Genomic DNA, 300 nt, shown 5'->3' with positions numbered 1-300 from the left:
CTCCCCATCACTCATCTCGTTTCCATAACCTTCCCCCCCGTCATACAAGATCTCCCTACAACCTCCACATCCCCCTTCCCCCATATCCCACAACTTCTCATCCAATTTCATCATACCCTCCCCACCCACTCCCACTTTTTCATTCCACACTTTCAAAGCTTCTTCATCTTCCCCATATACCCTAACACATACGCCTTCCCCATCCAAACCCATCCACTCTTTCCTCCTCACCAACTCCCATCCCCATCTAACCCTCTCTTCCTTCAACTAATCTCCAATCCACAAGTTCCCCACCATTTC

General features: G+C 49.3%; 1 protein-coding gene. It reads right to left on the bottom strand.

What is annotated here, in order from left to right:
• The coding region (locus FS628_RS30420; protein ID WP_260871245.1) for an alanine--tRNA ligase-related protein at positions 1-267 on the bottom strand (267 nt) is incomplete at its 3' end.
• Positions 268-300 lie beyond the last annotated feature (33 nt).

The sequence above is a fragment of the Paenibacillus xylanexedens genome, assembly GCF_007676705.1.
GTDB lineage: Bacteria > Bacillota > Bacilli > Paenibacillales > Paenibacillaceae > Paenibacillus > Paenibacillus xylanexedens_C.
This window is presented reverse-complemented; position numbering and strand designations above follow the sequence as displayed.